The organism is Chryseobacterium sp. BGA-UO-ETr-SB22, from assembly GCF_059567885.1.
The window spans coordinates 1918679-1937381 of the sequence record NZ_JCAQOV010000005.1; the positions used below are offsets into that span (position 1 = coordinate 1918679).

The window sequence follows — 18703 nt, forward strand, 5'->3', positions numbered from 1 at the left end:
AACCTCTATTTTTATTATGAAAAAGTTATTATATATATTCCTTATTATTACTTCAGGCTTACTTTGGGGGCAGAAAAACAGTAATGTACAATTTGCTGTTTACAATGATGCTATCGGTACTGCCAACATGTTTGATCTTTACAAGAGCAGTATTGAAAAAGTAAACGTTTACAAAACCAAGTCTAGTCTGCCTTCTCATTTAAAGAAATTCAATTATCTTGCTGATAACGGTCTAATAGAGATCAAGTTTAAAAAAAATGCAGGTTACCCAGATAGTTTATCGTTGGAAATGCTTAATGAGCAGAGCAATCTTCCTAAAGACAGTCCAGTATTTATTGAAGGATATCAGTTCAATGATGCCACAACCCGGGTCTACAATGACATGATCGCCAGCATTGAACTCAAAGATTATAACGGGCAAAAATGCATCCATATTTCCACCATAAAAAATTAATAGCCGGCATTGACAGGATGTTAATTAAAAAAGTAGAGACTATTTCACAAGTGAAATAGTCTCTACTTTTTTAATTCATGCTTTCTTTACTTCAGTAATCTGGAAAACCACACATAAATATCTATATCACCGGAAATATTCAGTTTTTTCCTGATATTATATTTTTTGGTCTGTACGGTTCTCACTGAGGTAAAGGTGTATTCTGCTATTTCTTTTGTAGAAAAATTCAGGTATATGTAGGCACAAAATCGTATTTCTGTAATTTTTAAATCTGAAATTGCAAGGAGCTCATCCGAAAAACGAGGGCAGTATTCATTGAAACGGATCAGAAACTCAGAGTTATTTTCTTTAGCAAGCTGTATTACTTCTTTAAAAATACACTCCTGTACCGGTAATTTGTGTGGCACGTCTATTTTATCCAGGTTTTTACTTTTATATTTTTTGTAATAGTGCAAGAACAGGGATATAAAAAGAACACCTATTACTCCGCTGACAAATAAAATAAACATAAGGCCGTGTGTTAGTTTTTTTCCATTTTTTTCTTCAACCTCATCTTTTTTATCAATGATATCTTTTAGGACCTGATTTTGTTTTTCTTTTGCCGTTTGAATGTCCAATAACTGATTTACATAGTACGCTGTACTGTCTTTTTCCTTCATTTCTTCATACAAACTCTTCAATTCTTTGGATACAGACTTTTGATGGAATTCATCTTTAAAATGATGTCCCGCAATTTTTTTGCAGATCCACAGATAATGCCGGGCACTTTTGAAATCTTTAACAGCTCTATAATATTTTGCTGCATTGAACAGATTAAAGTATATTAAACTCTTATTATCATTTTTTTTAAGATCGTTAAGGGATTCTTGAATATAACCTTTTGCCAGATCAAGCCTGCCCATATCAATATATATTGCAGCCAGATAAGAGGTGGTCATAAAACTCCAGCTCAGCTGTGCTTTGTGAATTTTATATCTGTGATTTTTATTTTCTCTGTATATTTTTGAATATTTATAAGCGATTTTTATTTTCTCCAGTGCTTTTTCCCTCTGATTCATTTCATTATAAAACCCTGCGTACTGCCAATTGATCAGATAAGTGTAATACGCATTTTTTTGCTTTATTGTCTCTTCGTAGATTTCATCCAGAAGGCCAAAGGCAGTAACCCTTTCTCCTAAATTAAAATAAAGCATAGATTTGATCATATGTTGATATAAAACGATTTCAAAGTCTGATTCTTCATTAATTAGACCTTCTTTATCCACTTTATCAATATAATGAAATGCTTTTTTCACCTCATTATTTTTATTGTATATGTTGGCTATTTTAAGATATCCCAACGCTACACCATCATAATAAGAATATTTTCGGCAAATGGTAACAATACTGTCAATTTCATGTATCTCTTTTGGTCCCGCAGTACAAAACTCAATATCAAACAAGATGCTTTTTAGTTCTTCTTTGGTTTGCTGCGAATAAAAAAATAAGGAAATTAAAAAAAACAAGAAGGTCAGCTTTTGTGTCATGGCTTATTCATAATCTGAAATACAATATTAGTACTATCCTTCTACCATACCACTCAAACCACCTACGTATCACATACACAATATCACAAAAGCGCAATTAAACACCATTTAAATTACAGATTTAGCAATTACTTTTGCCCGAAAATTATTCTATGCTTTTACAATAAGTTAGAAAATTGATCAAAATTTAAAACAATAACGCATTATAAAAATCTAATCAGATAACCATTAAAATTCTATTAATTATTATGAAAAATTTATTACCCTATGTATTTTTATTTACCACCATATTGGTAAAGGCACAAAATGACAATTGCTCAGGAGCAACATCCCTGACTGTAGGAACAAATTTTGCTTCGGCAGCTATTACAACCAACAATACAAGTGCTACAACAGATGGCAATCTTCCTTCTTGCAATCCTGATGCTGTTGAAAATGTCTGGTTCAAAGTAGTAGTTCCGGCAAGCGGAAACTTAACGCTGGAAATAAGGGAAGCTGCAGGATCTTCATTTGATGATTCTGTACTTACGGTTTATAGCGGTTCTTGCGGTTCTTTAACAGAAATTGACTGTGATGATGACAGTGGCGAGGATTTTTTTTCTATGATTTCATTAACAGGCCAGACTCCAGGAAACACACTGTATGTAAGTGTCTGGAAATATGATTCATCTATAGAAAGTGGAGAATTCAAAGTATCTGCATATGATGACAGTTTATTATCAACTCATGAAGTTGTGAACAGCAAAAACAATATTACAGTATTTCCTAATCCATTCAGTGATGTCATTACCATTTCTGACATTTCAAAAGTGAAGTCGGTTTCGGTTCTGGATGCTTCAGGAAAAGCCGTTAAAACCATTGAAACACCTTCATCTCAGATGTATTTGAATGATTTAAAATCAGGACTGTATTTCATTACTTTAAAAATGACGGATGGAACTGTAAAAACAATAAAAGCGATCAAAAAATAACACCTATTTATTCAGAATCAAAAATAGTTTTTAATAATTAGGAAATCGTGTACCTGCAGGTTGCGTGTTATTTCCCTGCAGGTACTTTTTAAAATTTTAAATTCAAAACAATTTATACTTTTTCACATTGACCACAAAGGTTATTTCATTAATGGAATAGCCTTTGTTTTTTTACAGATATCTTCAGCCTTATTTCAACAATCTGGAAAACCACACATAGATGTCCATATCCCCAGAAATATTCAGCTTTTTCCTTAGATTATACTTTTTGGTCTGTACCGTTCTCACTGAGGTAAATGTATATTCTGCAATCTCTTTGGTAGAAAAATTCAGATAGATGTAAGCGCAGAATCTTATTTCCGATATTTTTAAAGGAGAAACCTTTAAAAGTTCTTCTGAAAAGTGGGGACTGTATTCATTGAAACGGGTCAAAAACTCAGGATTGTTTTCTTTGGCAAGCTCTATCACTTCCTTAAAAATACTCTCCTGTACAGGTAGCTGATGAGGGATATCAATTTTGTCCAGGTTTTTACTTTTATGTTTTCTATAGTAGTACAGGAAAAGGAAGATAAAGAGAAGACACAGAACAATACTCAATGACAGAATAAAAAAGAGCCCTTTTGTTTCCTTCTTTCTATTGGTATTTTCTAATTCACTCTGTTTGTCTACATGATCATTCAATGTTTGATTTTGCCTGCTATTGGAAGACTCTATATCCAACAGCCAATTGGAATAATAAGCAATACTGTCTTTCTGCCCCGTGCTTTCATAAAGGTTCTTCAGCTCTGTTGCCGCCGACTTCTGATAGTTTTCGCTTTTATAATAGTTATTAGCTATATTTTTACAGATCCATAAATAATGCTGAGCTTCCGGAATTTTCTTCATGGATTTAAAATACCTTGCAGCAAAATAAGAGGTAATATATCGTATTCCTATTTCATCTATCTTTTTTTCATTCTGAATGGCTTCCTCAATATAAATTTTCGCAGAATCAGGCTTATTGAGCTCAAGATACATTCCCCCCAGATAAGGTGAGGTTTTATAACTGTTGCTTAATCTGTTCTTGTCTATCCTGTAGCGGTTATCTTTGTTTTCTCTGTAAATTTTAGAATATTTGTAGGCTGTTTTGTAATGTTTTAATGCCAGTTCTTTTTTATTAGTTTCATTATAAATTCCGGCATACTGCCAATTGATCAGATAAATAAAATAAGCATTATTGGTTTCCATAACGTCATCATACATTTCATCCAATTGTTTCAGAGAGGTGACTCTTTCTCCTAATTTCTGATACAATAAGGACCTTTGAAGATGGAGATAAAATATAACTTCAAAATCAGTATCTGAATTGATGAGGCCCTCCTTTTCCACTTTATCAGTGTAATAAAAAGACTTCTTCATATCACTGTTCCGATTGTAGATATTTGCAATTTTAAGATATCCTAGTGCGACACAGTCATTATAATGTTTTTTTTGACACACCTTAATAAGGCTGTCAATTTTCTGCATCTCTTTTTGTCCCGCAGTAGAAAACTCTATATCAAATATCATATTCTTTAGTTCTCTTTCGGTCTGCTGTGCATAAAACAAAGACGAAATCAGGACAAACAAAAAAGATAATTTTTTTATCATCATTACACCATAATTAAAAATGTATACATATCACAACTCATAATATCAAAAGCAAACTAAGCTTTATTTCAATAATTTGGAAAACCATACATAGATGTCCATATCACCGGGAATATTCAGCTTTTTTCTTAGATTATACTTTTTCGTCTGTACTGTTCTCACTGAAGTAAATGTATAATCTGCAATCTCTTTGGTAGAAAAATTCAGATAGATATAAGCACAAAACCTTATTTCCGATATTTTTAAAAGAGAAACTTTTAACAGCTCTTCTGAAAAACGCGGACTGTATTCATGGAAACGGGTCATAAACTCAGGATTGTTTTCTTTAGCAAGCTGTATTACTTCCTTAAAAATGCTCTCCTGTACTGGTAATTGATGAGGGATATCAATTTTGTCCAGGTTTTTACTTTTATGTTTTCTGTAGTAATACAGGAAAAGAAATATAAAGAGAAGACATACTCCTATGCTTACTGATAAGATGAAAAAAAGTCCTTTTGTTTCCTTCTTTCTATTAGTATTTTCCAATTCATTTTGCTTGTCTAAAGTATCATTCAGCGCTTGATTTTGTTTATGGTTTACATCTTCTACTTCTACCAGCCAGTTAGAATAGTAACCGACACTGTCTTTTTGACCAGTACTCTCATATAAATCATAAAGTAAATCCCCCACCGCAATTTGATAGTTCTCGCTTTTAAGGTAATTTTTAGCAATATTTTTGGCAGTCCACAGATAGTGCTGTGCCTGTTCAACATTCTTAACTTCTTTAAAGTACCTTCCAGCAAACAGAGACGTGATGTATTTCAGAGTGATATCATCCACTTTTTTTTCATTCTGAATGGCTTCTTCAATATAAATTCTGGCAGAATCCAATTTATTAACATCAACATATGCACCTCCAAGATACGCAGAAGTCTTATAACTGTTGCTCAGCCTGTTTTTATCTATCCGGTAGCGATTACCTTTATTTTCTCTATAGATTTTTGAAAACCTGTATGCAATTTTATTATACTTCAATGAGAGTTCCTTATTTGTTTCAATGTATCTATCAGCATATTGCCGGTTGAGCAGATAGATAAAATAAGCATTGTTTGATTTCATTGTCTCATCTTTGATTTCATCCAATTGTTTAAAAGAAGTAACCCTCTCTCCTAATTTCCGGTATAAAAAAGATTTTTGCAGATGGAGATAAAAAATGATTTCAAAGTCGGTATCAGAATTTATGAGGCTTTCTATCTTATTGATATAATAAAAAGATTTCTTTATATCATTCATTTTATCATAGATCATAGAAATCTTCACATATCCAAAGGCGACACAATCATTATAAGAATTTTGTTTACATACCTTAATAAGACTATCAATTTTCTGTACTTCCTTTGGCCCGGCAGTAGAAAAGTCCATATCAAAAATAATATTCTTCAGTTCTTCTTCTGTATGTTGTGAATAGAAAAAGGAAGAAATTAAAAAGAATAAAAAAGTTAGTTTTTTCACCATAATATGATCAAAATAAAAATGCAATATTAATACTACATCATTGCCGCATCAGCCGAAATACATACGTATCACATACACTACATAACGAAACAGCAGGATAACATCATTTATAATACAAAATTAGCAATTACTTTTGAATACCCGAATATTATATTCATTCTCTACAATCTATTATTAAATACCTAATTTTTAAAATGAGAAAAACTCTATTATCATTATTTTTGATATCAGGCTTCTGTCTTTCCAATGCCCAAAAGTGGGAACCGGCTTCACAGAAAGTATCTGAAATCCGAAGAGAGGTAAAAATTCTACATGCTTACAAAACTGATATTACTACTTTAATTCAGTTATTAAAAAATGCAGAGGAAACAGGCGCTAATGCAAAAGCAGTGACGATTCAATTACCTACAGCAGAAGGAACCGTAGAAAAGTTTGCGGTATACAGCAATCCGGTAATGGAAAAATCATTGGCTGAAAAATATGGATTAGGCTCTTATGTAGGCGTTGGAATTGATGATCCTTCCAAATATGTAAGATTCAGCACATCCCCTACAGAAATACAGTCTATGATCATTAAGGATGGTAAATTTCAGTTTATAGAACCTGTTACCGCAGATAAAAAGACCTATGGTGTGTTTTATAAAACGCAGAGAACAGATTCTGAACAAGGATTTACCTGCATGGAAGGTAAAAAAGAACAGGACTTTCACTCTCTAAGAGAAGCAGGAAAAAACAAACTTGCAGGAATCAATATTACAGGAAGACCTGCTGCATCCATGTACAGAACTTACAGATTGGCTTTATCTGCAACAGGAGAATATACAACGCTTTTTGGAGGTGTTGCAGGAGCACTCGCCCAGATGAATAATACCATGACCCGTGTAAACGGTGTTTTTGAAAAAGAATTTGCCATTCACCTGAATATACAGAATCTACCCAATATTATCTATGCCAATCCCGCGAATGATCCTTATACAAATAACTTAAATGGTCAACTGCAACAGACCTTAACTGCTCAGGTAGGTAATGCCAATTACGATATCGGGCATGTATTTAATGCAGCTGGAGGAAACGGAAATGCTGGATGTATTGGCTGTATATGTACTGATCCAACAGTTGCAGAACCACTAGGTAAAGGTTCAGCCTTTACTCAAAACCAGAATCCTGTGGGAGACACATTCGATATTGATTATGTAGCTCATGAAATGGGGCACCAGCTTGGAGGAAACCATACCTATTCTACGGTTACTGAGAGTTCAGGCGTTAATGTGGAGCCAGGAGGAGGAACAACTATTATGGCATATGCCGGGATTACAGCCAATAATGTTCAGATGAACAGTGATGCTTATTTTCATTATTCATCCATCAATCAGATTCTTACCAACCTTGAAGGTAAAGTTGGATGCGGTGTAGCTGAAAATATTGCCAATAATGCACCTGCCATTACACCACTTATTTCTTATAATATTCCCAAAGGGACAGCGTATTATCTGGATGCTAATGCAGTAGATGCCAATGGAGATCAGTTTACCTATAACTGGGAACAGTATGACAGCGTAGGGTCTACAAGCTCAATATCAGGAGACAGCGGCTGGGGCTTTAATCCCGAAGGATCTCTCACCCGTTCTTATCCTGCTGTTGCTTCCGGAAGAAGATATTTCCCAAGTCTTCCTATTGTTATGAGTGGGAAACTGACTAATAAAGACACGTGGGAAACGGTTTCCTATATTCCAAGAGTTTTACATTACGCTGTATCTGTACGTGATAACAACCCGAACAGACCGCTGACTATTTCTGCTGAAAATACAGTAACTGTTGGAAATGACGGGCCTTTCAAATTTAAAGGATTAACCGCTTCTTCTACTCTGTATAACAATGCAACCAATACTATTTCCTGGGATGCTGCCAACACAAACCTCGCTCCATACAACACAGCCAATGTAAAAATTGAATATACAACCGATTTAAATAATGGGTCAGCATGGACAGAACTGGTAGCCTCAACTCCTAATGACGGTAGTTTTGAAATACAAATGCCAGCGACGCTGCAGGGAAATATTAAGCTGAGAATTTCAGCGGTAGGTAATATATTTTATGCTGTCTCTCCTACAGTAAGTGTAGGAAATGCTCCCGCTTCTTTAAACAATCCTCCAACAGGTCTTGCTGCCTTTGAGAATGATGTATTAAAAACCTCAGCAACCGTTTCATGGAACCATGTACCGGGAGCGACTTATTCTGTGAACTACAGAAAAGTGGGAACAGCAAACTGGTCTAATGCAGCCAGCCAGGTTAGTTCTGTACTATTAAATAATCTTGAAGATGAAACCTCTTATGAAGTTCGTGTTGCATCTGTGATCAATAATGTTCCCGGAGGGTTTTCACCAGTTTATAATTTTAAAACAAAAGGATTACGTACCGGGTATGATTACTGCCTGATGACTACAGGAGGAAACACAACAAATATGGACCTTTTCAGTGGTATATTAAGGGTAACTCTGGCCAATGTGGATTTAGCGGGTAACGGAACTACCGTTCAGCATGCTTATAAAGATTATTCTGAAGATCCTGCAAAACTGATCCAGCTTACCCAGGGCGCTCAGTATAATCTGAATTATATCGTATATGCTAACCGTGATGGTGCCGATTATCCGGATTGGATGGATTGGGTACAGGTGTGGATTGATTACAACAGAAACGGTGTGTTTGAAGCTTCAGAGAGAATAGGTATTAATGGAGCAATTCCTAATGCCAATGCAAGACATCAGGGCAGCTTTGCTTTTGCAGTTCCGGCTGGGGCATATAATGGTGACAAAACATTAAGAATGAGAGTAGCCAGCGGATTTTTCAATGCTTCTGCTGACGCGTGTACAAGTCCTTCTGTAGATGATAATGGTGACCTTTTCTCTCGTGGTTCAGTATGGGATTTCTCTGTAAAGATCAGTGCTGCCCTTGGTACTAAGGAATCTGCACCATCATCTTCCAATATTGAAATCTATCCTAATCCTGCAGATACTTTTGTAGAGGTGAAAAACCTGAAAGGCAAAGCGGATTACAAAATCTACAGTGCAGACGGAAGACTTGTTCAGGGAGGAAAACTGGACGGGCAGAGAATCAATGTTGCTTCACTGATCAAAGGAATGTATGTAATCACCATAACAGATGATAAGACGACTTATAATACAAAACTAATCAAGAAATAGTTGTAATAATTAGTGTACCGTGTACCTGCGGAAGATTATTACTGCCTGCAGGTACTTTTCTCATCAACTATTAAAATACAATCAACAAGTAATTCATATTATATAAAAAAGATAAGAACGATATCATAAAACACAATTTTTAATCATTTTTAGTAGTGTATCTGCAGTATAAGTGATTTACTGCAGGTACCTTTTACAAGAATTACCGTTCAAAAAAGATAAAATGTATATCAATCTATATTTTAAAAAAAACATTTTTTAATCGTCGTTTGTATTGCGTACCTGCAAGATAAGTGGTTTTCTGCAGGTACCTTTTTTTTAATTTCAATCCAAAAAAAAAATAATATATGATAAAAAAACTACTCTTTTTACTATGTATCGGATTTTCAGTCTTATCATACTCACAATCCGATGAGGTTCTGTTTATAGGAAACAGCATCACGTACTTTAATGACATGCCTGAAATTTTTAAAAATATAGCAGCTTCAAAAGGAAAAAATCTTTCCATAACAACGCATACTCCGGGAGGAACCGGTTTTGTAAATCACGTAGATGATCCGTCACTGTATCAGAAAATAAGATCTAAGAATTATAAGTATGTTATCCTACAGCCTGGAAGTGCCGAATCCCCAGGTTATTCCTTTCCTGTAGCCGTTACCGCTGAACGTGGCCGCAAGATCAGGGATTCTATTCGAAAATACAGCCCGTGTTCTAAAATATTTCTCTATGAAATTCCCTATGGAGTTCCTTCTGCCAATGAATACAACACCTATTTTACTATTCAGCAAAAAATAAAGGATTCCATTACTAAGATGTCTAATCTAATGCAGGTGGAAATGGTTCCTGCCGGTGAATCTGCAAGGAATTATTACAATACTACTCAGGATCTTGCTCTTCACGGATCATACAATGATATTCATCCGGGACCGAAAGGAAGTTATCTTGTGGCAGCTTCCATGTATTCAGCAATTTTCCAGGATCATGTCTTTCCATCTACTTTTTATAACGGATTACCACAGAACACTGCCGAAAGTTTTCAGAATATTGCAGATCAGGTTTTTTTCAATAATCCTGCACAATGGAACAGCAATGCGTTCCACCTTCATGCAGATTTTACAGCAGGAATTAATGGAACAACGGTGAATTTCACCAATCATTCTACCAATCAGACTTCAGTATTGTGGAATTTTGGAGACGGCAATACAAATCCTTCCCTGAATCCTGTTCATCAGTATACTTCTCCGGGAAATTATACGGTTACCCTTACCGTCAATAAAAACTCCTGTTCAGAAACCTTTACTAAAATAATTACTATTGGTTCACTCGGAGCAATGAATCCTAACGTAAAGCCTGAACTTACATTTTATCCGAATCCAGTTACAGATTTTTGTTATATCAGCAGTAAAGAAAAAATGAAAGACATCATTATTTATGATATGGCACAAAGAAAAATTGCCGATTGGAAGAATCTTCATGTGAATGATACAAAAATAGATTTTTCAGCGTATAGCAAAGGAACTTATGTGATGAGTATTCTTTATGAAAATGACCATAGGGAAACCCTTAAGATTATAGTTAAATAATCAGGCTGCCGAAAAATTGGTTATAGCTAAATTCAAAAAAAACTGTAATCATTAATCTACAAAATCAGCGATATAAAACTACATTGAGTCTGGTTTATAAGAAAAGATATGGACTTAAGTTTGCAATGTACTTCAAGATAAATTAATATTTACAAAATAAATGAACTTAATATTTTTTGACATCATGAAAAAAACTATTTCCGTAATTATCCTGGGAATTTTAGTATCATGTAATCCTTCTACTCAGAATAAAAATTCAAAAGTGCACACAGATACCTCTGAAGACCAAAATTCTTTGAAAACTAAACTTGCAGGAAAATGGTTACAGCCTATTCCAGGCCAGGAAAATGAGAAACAAGGTTTTGAACTTAAAGAGAATGGTGTTGCATCTTCATTAAATATTCATACTTTATTATATGATCAATGGAAGGTTTCTCATGATACACTTTTTATATGGTATCATACTGAAGGTATACGTCAAGTTTCGAACGACATTGATACATTACTGATTAAAAAGCTTACCGATGATCAGCTCACCGTGTCTTATGCAAGAAACCCCAGCTTTGAACTCATTTACAATAAAGGAAAATAAATATTCCATTAAGAGATGATGGTTAAATAATTGAATAACTAAAAAAAGAGAACTCAAATGAGTTCTCTTTTTCTATATAGGCAACAGCTCATTGAACATCATTGCATTGATGATGACAAAAGATTAACCTGCAACAACTTCTTCTGCATACACAACACCTTCATAACAAGCGTTGTAAATAGCTTTCAATTCTTCTAAAACAGGAACTCTCGGGTTGAAACCTGTACAAGGGTCTGCCAAAGCATTGGCTGTAATATAGTCAAGGTTTTTATCCCAATCTTCTCTTGAAATTCCGAAATCTTTGATCGCTGACTGGTTGTTGACTTCGGAACGTAATGTCTCAATAGCCTGAGCCAGTTCTTCGGTAGTTTCTTTCCCAATTACTCTTGCCAGATCAGGATAACGTTCTGTAGCCAGCGCATTATAACGGATCACATTCGGAAGAAAAATAGCGTTTGAAGCTCCATGAGGAATTCCATACAAGGCTCCTACCTGGTGAGACAGAGAGTGTACAATTCCCAGCCATGCATTGTTGAAGGCTAAACCAGCCATAAATGATGCATCATGCATATTCTGACGGGCCTGAATATTCCCCGGATTTTCTACGGCTTCTTTAAGGTTATCAAAAACAATCTCCAAACCACCTTTGGACAGAGCATCTGCAATGTTATTGTCAATATTTGAAACATAAGCTTCCACACAGTGTGTTAAAGCATCAAGTCCTGTATTGGACGTCACATGAGCTGGCATTGAAGCACATATTTCTCCATCAATAATCGCGATATCCGGTGTCAATTCGTAAGAAACAACAGGATATTTCACTCCTTTTTCTCTGTCGGTAATTACCGCAAGACCCGTAGTTTCAGTTCCAGTTCCGCTTGTAGAAGGAATAGCGATAAACTTAGCTTTATTTCTCAGAACCGGTACTGTGAAAGGTTTAATCAAAGCATCAAATTCCACCTCAGGATATTCGTAAAATACCCACATGATTTTTGCAGCATCAATTGCCGAACATCCTCCTAAACCGATAATCCAGTCAGGCTGAAATGTATTCATTACCTCTGCTCCTTTCAGGCATGTTGCCGATGAAGGATCTTCTTCTACTCCTTCGAAAATCTGTGTTTCGATTCCCGCTTCATTAAGGTAAGCTACCGCTTTGTCAAGGGTTCCACTTTTTCTCATAGAACTTCCACCTGTTACAATAACTGCTTTTTTACCCTGAATATTTTTTAATTCGTCAAGACTTCCTGCACCATGGAAGACTTCGCCTGCAATAAATAATTTGCTCATTTTTCTTATCTGATTTTAATAAGACAAAATTAGACAAGCCTTCACAAGCCCTGTTATACAAACGGGACTATGCGTTATACATTTGCGCCAATTCCTGCTGAAGTTCGGTGGGAGTTTCTTTGAGTTTTGCTTTTACAAATTTATTGAGGGCAGAAGGAGAATTAAAACCAAGATCGAAAGCAATTTCTTTATGGGAAAGATCGGAAAACATCAGCTGTCTTTTAATTTCTGTTAAAATACGGTTGTGTATTGCCTGGATGGCAGTCTCTCCGCAATGTTTCTTCGTAATGGAGTTTAATTTTTTGGTTGTAATGGCCATTTCTTCTGCATAGTACTGAACGGTTCTGTATTGTTTGTAATGTTCATTCAACAGTTTTTTAAATCTTACATAGATAGGTTGATCCGCCGTTTTTTCATGCAAAACCGGATGTAAACCGTGAATGGACTCAATAAGCCCAAGAAGAATAATTTTGATGTAAAACCTGGCCTGTTCTTTCTTTATAAGGGTTGGATGTTCATAAATTTCTTTAATGATTGAAATGTTGCGTAAGCTTTGTTCAAAATCCTCACGAGAAAGTATTGTGCAGTTGAGCTGTGTAGAAAGATTGACATTATACGTACTCAATTCATTCTTCAGAATATCGGAACAAAACAGTATTTCCTCAAACAGGATAATCTTCCCGATCAGATCTTCACTTGACTCCGCAACACAATGTACCTGCTCCGGGAATATCACAGAGATTTTCCCTGCTTTTATCCAATGAACCTTATCTTCAATATAAACCTGAAGTTTTCCCTGTTCTACAATGAAAATGCAAAAGTGATCCTTTTTATGGGGTTTTGCATAGTGATCCAAATGATCTTTATTCAAATCAAAAACCCGGAAAGACAGATTTTTATCTTCCTGCTTCTGAATATTTTTTTTGATCTCCAGTTTCTTCATAATTCCTTTTACCAAGGCAAATTTATGATTAAAAAAGGGATATAAACCATTATTTGCAATGATATCTTTCTGAATAAAGGGTTTCTTAAAACCGAGGCAGACTAATTGCGTATTAAACCAAAAACAGTTTTTTCCATTTTGAAATTGTATTCCGGCTCAGTTTAAAATATCTTGCTAATTCAGAGTTATTTAAGCTGTTATTTTTCTGATATTCCAGAATTTCAAGAATCGCCGATTTATCATAAGAACGATGTCTTTGATTGGCAAATTCGGTCTTTTTATCAGCTTTAGGAAAAATAATATCATTAATAGCAATAACATCTTTCACTGAAAATGTTGCTTTAGACAATATGGATGTACATTGTGCTTTTTTTGTGGGATGCTTCAGTCTTAAGATATCTTCGTAGATTCTTTTATAATCCGGGGATTCTGTTTTTTGCATAGATTCTTTATTTTAATCACATATCCCCCGAAAAGGGGGCCGGAGTGTGACTGATCTCCGGCCAATAATAACTAAACTCTCAGCCACAAAGAATAAGTTTATCTTTTAAAAATACCATTACGGCAATTTTTCAATTATCCTATTTTTCTTTGAATACAAATTTGATTAATCCTCATTATTTTTCAAAAAAAACACCTATCACATAGGTATTACAAGGCAATCTGCAATACAGTTTCGGCGTTATCAGATTTTATTATTAATATTTTTCATCCACAGATAAATATCTTCATCCGATGGAATCCCCAATCTCTTACGCAAGCGGTTTTTTCTGGTCTGTACAGATTGAGGCTGAACAAATGTATATGCTGCAATGTCTTTGGTAGAGAAATTAAGAAATAACAGAGCGCAAAATTTCAATTCTGTACTCTGCAGCTGAGGTTCTATTTTCATTAAGCTTGGAAAGAAATCAGGATATACTTCCTGAAACCGGGTAAGAAATTCCGGATCATTATTTTTAGCCAACAGAATGACTTCTTCAAAGGCAAAATTCAATTTTTGATTCAATTCCTGAGTTTCCTTTTCTTTTATATTTAAGACTCTATCTTTATTTTTTATTCTGATATGTACAAAAAAGATGATAATAACAGCGCTTACAACTCCTATAAGCATAATGTATAATAAAAGATGGGTTTTATCTTCCAAAGGTTTCTGCTTTTCTTCTACAAGAAGACCTACAGTATCTTCCAGATTCTCCTCATCTATCTTTTTTAAACTATCACTAAGACTATTATATTTAAGTTCATACCTATTTCCCTTATCAATCTCACCGGTTTTTTCGTATGATATGGCTATTAAACGGTATAATTCTGATAATTTTTTAAAATTCTTTGCCTTTGCAGCGAGCTTTATTGCTTTCTCATAATTTACAATTGCTGAATCATATTGCTTTCTCACATCATGAATCTGTCCCCAAAGCTTAAATGTTGCAAAATCATTATTCCCCCACTTTATAGGTACAGATTGAGCTGATCTAATATAAATCTCTGCAGAATCAATTTTGTTTTCATTGAGCTTTACTTCAGCTAAAAGTAACATTGCTGCTTTTAAACTTGTATTCATACCAGCATCCATTTTTTTTGGTTTCTTCAATTCATCAATAATTTCTTTTCCATAATAAGCAGCAGAGTCATATTGCTTTTTCTCAAAATAATTCTTGCCTATCTGGACAAGGATCATTCCTTTTATGGCGCATCTGGTAGAATCATTTTTTAAACTATTCGCCATCACCAGGTTTTTCTTTAATTTTTTCAGGGCTTCGTCATACATTTTAATGCCTCTGTAATTAATACTGTATAATATATTCATGGAAATTTCCTGATCTTCAGCATCCGAATTTTTAAATTCGGGTTCCATCATCTTTAAGAAGTAATTGCTCTTATTATACTTGTATTGCATAGAAAAAGCAAGAGCTAAATTATAATATGCAGACAATTTACCTTCTGCATAATTAATATGCTTAGCTTCATCCAGTATCGAAAGATTCAATGTGACCATTTCATCAGTCTTCCCTTCAATAAGCAGAGCATTAGATTTCTCCAGCCTTTTATCAATGGTTGTTGTTGTAATTTTAGACTGTGCAAGCAGTAATAATGGGAAAAACAAAAATATAAATTTCATCATGTAGTAAGTATGTGTAAATAATTTATACATAAAACAAATATAACAGTAAAAAAAAACCAAATTGAAAATAAATAAATGATTTGAGTATTAAAAAATCATCAATAATAAAAAACTCAATATCCAATCAATAATTTTAAGAGAGATTACTGTCTATTTTAAGAACAATGATAAAATATTTAAAGAAAAAAGAAACCGATATGGGCATGACATAGGTATGACACAGATATGACATGAAGAATTATTGACATTTTGCAATTGCTATCCAGAAATAGAATCTCATTATTATCCAGAATATTTTTTTTGTTTATTACAGAAATCAACTTCTACAAACGGCTATTTAATAACAACAAAAGTAAGTTTCAACTGTATCGATCAAACTCAGCATACATTATAAAATACAGGTATTACTCTAAGATTGGCTCTATCATTCCTATTTAAGAAATAACAATTAATCATACTAAATAAATATCACAAAAGTGAGAATATTTTAAAATAATACACTTTTTAGTTAATAAAAACAAAACAATGATTATCAATAAGTTAAATCCATGTCATAGCTATGTCATAGGTGAAATTTTGCATAGTATAAAGTTCAGAAAGTAATATTGCAGAAACAAAATGTATCCAATTGATTTACAGTACATACAACTACATATCTGTAAATCTCAGGTAAAAAAATAAAAAATCTTTACATCTATGAAAAAATTATTATTACCCACTGTTCTACTAGCCTCATTGAATGTATATTCACAGGTTGGGATGAATACTTCAACCCCTAGTGCTACACTTGATATAGTTAGCAAAGGAACCACTAGTGCTACAAAAGCCCTGGAGATTAATGACAGTACGAACAAAGAGCTGCTTAGTGTATCTGATGATGGATCTGTACGTCTGGAAAACTATAAAAACTTCAGCTTATTGGGAACTGATGCTAACGGCAACCTCAAAGATGGCACAACAATAAGTATACCTTCTATCGTAGGAATTGCCACAGGAATTGCTTCAACCGCTGATCTTTCTGCCAATACAGAAGCTAAGTACACTTTTACTACTAACAAGATCAATTCTGCAAACTTATCATACAGCGCAGGGAACTTTACAGTACTGAAAGCTGGATATTATGGTATTTCACTTTACACAAAAAAAGATGTCAGTATGAATTCTCCTACAACTGGAGGAACAGTGCAGACCTTCATAAAAAAAACGGTTTCAGGTACTACAACTGAACTTTCAGTCAATCAAAATGGCTTAACTGATAATGTTTCTATTGAAGCAAATACCATAGGAGTAACTGCCTATTTTAATGTTGGTGAAATAATAAGTTGCAGAGGTAACTACACAAGACCTCATAGGTTAACTACGGCCTCATTAAGTATTGTATATTATGGTACCTGATGAATTCCCTTCCGGCTTATAAAACATTGATTTTCAAACTATAAAAACCACTTTTACGCCATCACAAAAGTGGTTTTTATACAAATCCGTTTACTATGCTTTTTAAAGACATTCATATTGGTGAATTGATACAAAAACGGGTGGAGGAAACGGGTTTCTCTACAGACAGGCTCCTGAACTTTATGCAATGCAGTCATAAGGAACTTGCAGAAATGTACAAAAACAAATCTCTGGATACAGAGGTTCTTCTTAAATGGAGCAAACTTTTAACGTATGATTTTTTCAGGATCTATTCTCAGCATCTTTTGCTCTATGCACCTCCTTTATCTACTGATTATTATCAAAAAGTAAAACAGGAAAAAACCAAACTTCCGGAGTTTAGAAAAAATATTTATACCGTTGAAATGATTGATTTTATCCTAAATCTTTTAAAAACGAATGAAAAAACAAAACAACAGATAATAGAAGATTACAGAATCCCAAAAACCACTTTATACAAATGGATCAAAAAATACTAGAACTTTCATAAATCAAAATTTTAAGTTGCTGCATACATTATAATATCCCTCTATTGAATGTGTGTTATCCTTTTTACTTTTTTATAAACTTACGATTCTATAACACAAATGGAAAATGTATCTGTACTGGTACAAAGGTTGTCAAATTGATCAAAAAAAGAAATATGGATTTCCCGTGTATATAATAAAGAAATAGTGATTAAGTTTTATGGATATAGTTTAGTATTACATTTCTATTTTTATCCCCAACCTTTTTTTAAGAATTTACTTATTTAAATTCTCAAGTGAAATTTATTTTTGGTTGGGGAATTTCTTTAAAAATAAAAAGCCTCTGTTTAGAGGCTTTTTATGATGATAAACTTAGGGTTTATCTACTTTTTATTATTAATCCAATTGGTCAGCCAATGGGAAATCTACAGGTATTTTCGTTACGGCAAATGCATAGTTTGTGAATGTTCTTAGAATGACCAACCCTATCAATTCCATCACTGCCGAATTGTCAAATCCTGCGGCTAAAAAATTCTCTATCTTATCCTGAGCTGCTTCTCCTTTTTGTTCTGAAACTGATTTTGCCAGTTCAAGAATCGCGTTTAATCTCGGATCATCAATAGATCCTTTTCTGAAGCTCAGAATATCTTCTTTTGAAATTCCTTTCATTCCTGCAATCATGGTATGGGCAGCCAGACAGTAATCACAATGGTTGGCTTCAGATACCACCAGATTGATAGCCTCTTTCTCTTTTGCTGTAAATATTCCTTTGTTCAGCTCTTCTTCCAGTCCTAACAATCCTTTCAATGCATGTGATGAATAGCCGATGGTTGCATAAAGATTAGGGACTTTACCCATTGCTTTTTTTATCTGATCAAAAATTAGCTGTGAATCCTGACCTACTTCTTCTCTCGATGGAACGTTAATAATGTTCATAGTATGATGATTTAATGTTAATGGATAGGTTGTTATGTACCCTCCTTTTAATTATTTTACTA

Annotated in this window: 15 protein-coding genes; 7 read left to right on the forward strand and 8 right to left on the reverse strand. The window is 34.1% G+C overall.

What is annotated here, in order from left to right; all coding sequences use genetic code 11:
- Positions 1-16 precede the first annotated feature (16 nt).
- Positions 17-454 carry a hypothetical protein gene (locus AC57AW_RS16095; RefSeq protein WP_496352690.1) on the forward strand — a complete coding sequence of 146 codons (438 nt, stop codon included), beginning with the start codon at positions 17-19 and terminating at the stop codon, positions 452-454.
- An 86-nt stretch (positions 455-540) separates the two neighbouring features.
- Here the strand turns inward: AC57AW_RS16095 and AC57AW_RS16100 are convergent, their stop codons facing one another.
- On the reverse strand, positions 541-1896 hold the full coding sequence (locus tag AC57AW_RS16100) for a tetratricopeptide repeat protein (RefSeq protein ID WP_496352691.1): 1356 nt from the start codon (positions 1894-1896) through the stop codon (positions 541-543).
- A 332-nt stretch (positions 1897-2228) separates the two neighbouring features.
- Between AC57AW_RS16100 and AC57AW_RS16105 the strand changes: the two genes are divergently transcribed.
- A complete protein-coding gene (locus AC57AW_RS16105; RefSeq protein WP_496352692.1) occupies positions 2229-2951 on the forward strand; it encodes a T9SS type A sorting domain-containing protein in 723 nt (240 codons plus the stop codon).
- Between the two features lie 189 nt (positions 2952-3140).
- Here AC57AW_RS16105 and AC57AW_RS16110 read toward each other — a convergent pair whose 3' ends face one another.
- On the reverse strand, positions 3141-4583 hold the full coding sequence (locus tag AC57AW_RS16110) for a helix-turn-helix transcriptional regulator (RefSeq protein WP_496352693.1): 1443 nt from the start codon (positions 4581-4583) through the stop codon (positions 3141-3143).
- Between the two features lie 60 nt (positions 4584-4643).
- Positions 4644-6074 (reverse strand): helix-turn-helix transcriptional regulator, encoded by a 1431-nt coding sequence (locus AC57AW_RS16115; protein WP_496352694.1) that lies wholly within the window; start codon positions 6072-6074, stop codon positions 4644-4646.
- Between the two features lie 194 nt (positions 6075-6268).
- Between AC57AW_RS16115 and AC57AW_RS16120 the strand changes: the two genes are divergently transcribed.
- From AC57AW_RS16120 to AC57AW_RS16130, 3 genes are all read left to right on the forward strand, one after another.
- Entirely contained in the window at positions 6269-9274 is a 3006-nt protein-coding gene (locus tag AC57AW_RS16120; RefSeq protein WP_496352695.1) for a reprolysin-like metallopeptidase, read from the forward strand.
- A gap of 347 nt (positions 9275-9621) precedes the next feature.
- A complete protein-coding gene (locus AC57AW_RS16125; protein ID WP_496352696.1) occupies positions 9622-10857 on the forward strand; it encodes a PKD domain-containing protein in 1236 nt (411 codons plus the stop codon).
- Between the two features lie 184 nt (positions 10858-11041).
- Positions 11042-11449 carry a lipocalin-like domain-containing protein gene (locus AC57AW_RS16130; protein WP_496352697.1) on the forward strand — a complete coding sequence of 136 codons (408 nt, stop codon included), beginning with the start codon at positions 11042-11044 and terminating at the stop codon, positions 11447-11449.
- A 123-nt stretch (positions 11450-11572) separates the two neighbouring features.
- On the opposite strand, the gene AC57AW_RS16135 is transcribed toward AC57AW_RS16130, so the two are convergent.
- From AC57AW_RS16135 to AC57AW_RS16150, 4 genes are all read right to left on the reverse strand, one after another.
- The gene (locus tag AC57AW_RS16135; RefSeq protein WP_318845388.1) at positions 11573-12739 is read right to left on the reverse strand and encodes an iron-containing alcohol dehydrogenase; all 1167 of its coding nucleotides are present in this window, start codon (positions 12737-12739) and stop codon (positions 11573-11575) included.
- Positions 12740-12806: 67 nt separating this feature from the next.
- A complete protein-coding gene (locus AC57AW_RS16140; protein WP_496352698.1) occupies positions 12807-13682 on the reverse strand; it encodes an AraC family transcriptional regulator in 876 nt (291 codons plus the stop codon).
- A gap of 112 nt (positions 13683-13794) precedes the next feature.
- Positions 13795-14124 (reverse strand): helix-turn-helix domain-containing protein, encoded by a 330-nt coding sequence (locus AC57AW_RS16145; RefSeq protein ID WP_318845386.1) that lies wholly within the window; start codon positions 14122-14124, stop codon positions 13795-13797.
- A 243-nt stretch (positions 14125-14367) separates the two neighbouring features.
- Positions 14368-15804 carry a helix-turn-helix transcriptional regulator gene (locus tag AC57AW_RS16150; RefSeq protein ID WP_496352699.1) on the reverse strand — a complete coding sequence of 479 codons (1437 nt, stop codon included), beginning with the start codon at positions 15802-15804 and terminating at the stop codon, positions 14368-14370.
- Positions 15805-16500: 696 nt separating this feature from the next.
- Between AC57AW_RS16150 and AC57AW_RS16155 the strand changes: the two genes are divergently transcribed.
- A complete protein-coding gene (locus tag AC57AW_RS16155) occupies positions 16501-17199 on the forward strand; it encodes a hypothetical protein (protein WP_318845384.1) in 699 nt (232 codons plus the stop codon).
- A gap of 95 nt (positions 17200-17294) precedes the next feature.
- Positions 17295-17717: a transposase gene (locus tag AC57AW_RS16160; RefSeq protein WP_496352700.1), complete on the forward strand. Its 423-nt coding sequence runs from the start codon at positions 17295-17297 to the stop codon at positions 17715-17717.
- Positions 17718-18101: 384 nt separating this feature from the next.
- Here AC57AW_RS16160 and AC57AW_RS16165 read toward each other — a convergent pair whose 3' ends face one another.
- Entirely contained in the window at positions 18102-18641 is a 540-nt protein-coding gene (locus tag AC57AW_RS16165) for a carboxymuconolactone decarboxylase family protein (protein WP_496352701.1), read from the reverse strand.
- Positions 18642-18703 lie beyond the last annotated feature (62 nt).

What these genes read in the sequence shown, in the direction of transcription:
- AC57AW_RS16095 (WP_496352690.1), top strand. Translation starts at nt 17, where the DNA reads ATGAAAAAGTTATTATATATATTCCTTATTATTACTTCAGGCTTACTT.
- AC57AW_RS16105 (WP_496352692.1), top strand. Translation starts at nt 2,229, where the DNA reads ATGAAAAATTTATTACCCTATGTATTTTTATTTACCACCATATTGGTA.
- AC57AW_RS16110 (WP_496352693.1), bottom strand. Translation starts at nt 4,583, where the DNA reads ATGATGATAAAAAAATTATCTTTTTTGTTTGTCCTGATTTCGTCTTTG.
- AC57AW_RS16115 (WP_496352694.1), bottom strand. Translation starts at nt 6,074, where the DNA reads ATGGTGAAAAAACTAACTTTTTTATTCTTTTTAATTTCTTCCTTTTTC.
- AC57AW_RS16120 (WP_496352695.1), top strand. Translation starts at nt 6,269, where the DNA reads ATGAGAAAAACTCTATTATCATTATTTTTGATATCAGGCTTCTGTCTT.
- AC57AW_RS16125 (WP_496352696.1), top strand. Translation starts at nt 9,622, where the DNA reads ATGATAAAAAAACTACTCTTTTTACTATGTATCGGATTTTCAGTCTTA.
- AC57AW_RS16130 (WP_496352697.1), top strand. Translation starts at nt 11,042, where the DNA reads ATGAAAAAAACTATTTCCGTAATTATCCTGGGAATTTTAGTATCATGT.
- AC57AW_RS16135 (WP_318845388.1), bottom strand. Translation starts at nt 12,739, where the DNA reads ATGAGCAAATTATTTATTGCAGGCGAAGTCTTCCATGGTGCAGGAAGT.
- AC57AW_RS16140 (WP_496352698.1), bottom strand. Translation starts at nt 13,682, where the DNA reads ATGAAGAAACTGGAGATCAAAAAAAATATTCAGAAGCAGGAAGATAAA.
- AC57AW_RS16145 (WP_318845386.1), bottom strand. Translation starts at nt 14,124, where the DNA reads ATGCAAAAAACAGAATCCCCGGATTATAAAAGAATCTACGAAGATATC.
- AC57AW_RS16150 (WP_496352699.1), bottom strand. Translation starts at nt 15,804, where the DNA reads ATGATGAAATTTATATTTTTGTTTTTCCCATTATTACTGCTTGCACAG.
- AC57AW_RS16155 (WP_318845384.1), top strand. Translation starts at nt 16,501, where the DNA reads ATGAAAAAATTATTATTACCCACTGTTCTACTAGCCTCATTGAATGTA.
- AC57AW_RS16160 (WP_496352700.1), top strand. Translation starts at nt 17,295, where the DNA reads ATGCTTTTTAAAGACATTCATATTGGTGAATTGATACAAAAACGGGTG.
- AC57AW_RS16165 (WP_496352701.1), bottom strand. Translation starts at nt 18,641, where the DNA reads ATGAACATTATTAACGTTCCATCGAGAGAAGAAGTAGGTCAGGATTCA.